We start from the raw sequence: 2,702 nt of genomic DNA on the forward strand, positions 1-2,702 counted from the left end.
CGTCCCCGCACTCCCCCGCCACCGCGAGGTCGGGCTGCGCGTCGATGATGGTCACCATCCCGGTGCGGACCAGCACCTGGTCGTCGCAGACCAGGACCCTCAGCGGCGTGGTCACGTCGGATCCTCCTCGGGTATCCGCGCCCGCACGACGAAGCCGCCGCCCGTCCCCGGGCCCGCGCTGAGGTCGCCGCCCAGGCCGACGACCCGTTCGCGGAGCCCGGCGAGACCCCGCCCGCTCCCGCCCGGGGACCGGGTCGGCGCGCCGGAGCCGTCCGTACACACCTCCACGGCGATGTGCTGCGCGCCGTACCGCACCTGGACGGATGTGCTGCTGCCGTGAGCGTACTTGAGGGCGTTGGTCAGGGCCTCCTGCACCACCCGGTACGCCACGAGCCCCGCGCTGCCGGCCGGCTGGGCCGGGCTGCCCTCCTCGGCGAACTCCACCGGCTGCCCGGCCCGCCGGGTCTGCTCCACGAGCGCGAGCAGCCCGCCGGAGGGCGGCGCCTGGGACCCGGCGCCGCCGTCGGGGCCGAGCACCTCGTCGGGGCTGAGCACATCCAGCAGGTGCCGCAAGTCGGTGAGCGCCCGCCGGCCGGTGTCGGTGACGGTGGTGAGGGTCTGGTCGAGGCGCTCGGGCGCGGCGGTCACATAGCGTGCCGCCTCGGCCTGGACCACCATCGCCGTCACATGGTGGGTGACGACGTCGTGGAGCTCGCGGGCGATGCGGGCGCGCTCGGCGGCGCGGGTGTCAGCGGCGACCCGGCGGCGGCGCTCGGCCTCCGCGACCCGGCTGGAGCGCACCCACGCGCCGATGCCCCACACCAGGACCGTCGCCAGGTAGAACGTCACATATCCGCTCAGCGCCTCGGTCCCGCCGAGCTGGTGCAGCGCGACCGCCAGCGGCACATAGGCCGCGGAGAGCAGGAGCACGGTGGTGCGGCGCAGCCGCTCCAGATGCGCCCCCGCGCTCAGCAGCGCGATGGCCCACCCGGTGCCCGCGAGCGAGTGGTAGCCGCGGAGCTGGTCGGCGGCGAAGCCGAGCGACGCCAGGGCGAGGCACAGGAGGGGCCATCGGCGCCGCAGGGCGAGCGGGAGGCACTGGAGGGCGACCGCCGCCGCGGCCAGCGCGTCGAAGGAGCGGTCCGGCAGGCCGCCGAGCTGCGTCCCGTGGCTGTGGAAGGCCGGTACGAACGACGCGGCGGCGAAGCCCAGCGCGAGCGGGAGGTCCCGCATGGCGGTGTCCATCCGGTGCCACCCGTCCGCGGCCCGCCCAAGATTGATCACCGGGGTGATTGTAGCGACGGCGTCAAGCCGGACCGGCCCGACCGCGGCGCACCGACCCATTGACGCTCACCGCACCGGCGCCCTACTGTTCCCGCACATAAATGGGAAACCTTCCTAACAGTAGCGAGGCGGAGGCACCACACATGGCCGGGACGACACCGGGGACCCCTCGCGTGCTGCGAGCGATGAACGACCGGGCCGCACTCGACCTGCTGCTCGCCCACGGCCCCCTCTCGCGCGGCCGGATCGGCAAGCTCACCGGGCTCTCCAAGCCCACCGCGTCGCAGCTCCTCGCCCGTCTGGAGGCGGCCGGGCTGGTTGTCGTCACCGGCACCAGCGAGGGCCGCCCGGGGCCCAACGCGCAGCTGTACGCGGTCAATCCGGCCGCGGCACATGTGGCGGCCCTCGATGTGACCTCCACCCGGCTGCTGGCCGCCGTCGCCGACATCACCGGCCGCACCGCGGGCACCTTCGAACTGCCCACACCGGGGCGGCAGGCCGGGGCCGACACCGTGCGGCAGGTGCTCCAGGCCGTGGACGGCGCCGCCAAGACGGCCGGCGTCCACCGCTCCGGCCTGCAGCGGATCGTCATCGGCACACCCGGAGCGTTCGACCCCGGCACCGGGCGGCTGCGGTACGCCTCCCACCTGCCCGGCTGGCACTCCCCCACCCTGCTGGACGAGCTCGCCGCCGCGCTCCCGATGCCGCTGGAGTACGACAACGACGTCAACCTCGCGGCCGTCGCGGAGCAGCGGCTGGGCGCGGCGGGCGGCCACGAGGACTTCGTCCTGCTCTGGAACGAGCAGGGGCTGGGCGCCGCGGTCGTCATCGGCGGAAAGCTGCACCGCGGCCGGACCGGCGGCGCGGGCGAGGTCGGCTTCCTGCCGGTGCCCGGCACCCCGCTGGTGCGCCGCCCCGGGCAGTCCAACAGCGGCGGCTTCCAGGAGCTCGCGGGCGCCAACGCGGTCCTGCTGCACGCACGCGAACTGGGGCTGGAGTACGACCAGCAGGCGCAGTGGAAGGACGCCGCAGCGCAGCTGCTGGCGCACGCCGCGGAGCGCGCCGCCGCCGGGGAAGGGGACGCCGCCGGGGACGCCGTCGACGCCGATACAGCCGCCGCCTACGACGCCCTGCTGCGCCGGCACGCCACCGACCTGGCCACCGGCCTCGCCTCCGTCGTCGCGCTGCTCGACCCGGAGCTGATCGTGCTGTCCGGCGGCCTGCCGGCGGCGGGCGGCGAGCCGCTGCGCGAGCTGGTGCGCGCCGAGCTGTCCGAACTGGCCGTGCCCCGGCCCCGGCTGGTGCTGGGCACGGTCACCGAACACCCCGTGCTGAGCGGCGCGCTGGAGAGCGCGCTCGCCACGACCCGCGACGAGGTGTTCGACACCTCGCGCTGACCCCCGTCCCCGTCCCCGCTC

At 75.6% G+C, this 2,702-nt stretch carries 2 protein-coding genes and 1 pseudogene; 1 reads left to right on the top strand and 2 read right to left on the bottom strand.

What is annotated here, in order from left to right; translation table 11 throughout:
* Positions 1-115, bottom strand: a pseudogene (locus G5C65_RS39840) (DNA-binding response regulator); the annotation flags it as partial.
* Positions 112-1,284, bottom strand: coding sequence for a sensor histidine kinase (locus G5C65_RS35080; RefSeq protein ID WP_420903396.1), 1,173 nt, complete (start codon positions 1,282-1,284; stop codon positions 112-114). The gene G5C65_RS35080 and the pseudogene G5C65_RS39840, both read right to left, overlap by 4 nt.
* A gap of 143 nt (positions 1,285-1,427) precedes the next feature.
* Between G5C65_RS35080 and G5C65_RS35085 the strand changes: the two genes are divergently transcribed.
* Positions 1,428-2,681: an ROK family transcriptional regulator gene (locus G5C65_RS35085; protein WP_165303104.1), complete on the top strand. Its 1,254-nt coding sequence runs from the start codon at positions 1,428-1,430 to the stop codon at positions 2,679-2,681.
* Positions 2,682-2,702 lie beyond the last annotated feature (21 nt).

The sequence above is a fragment of the Streptomyces boncukensis genome (assembly GCF_011045075.1).
Taxonomy (GTDB): Bacteria; Actinomycetota; Actinomycetes; order Streptomycetales; family Streptomycetaceae; genus Streptomyces; species Streptomyces boncukensis.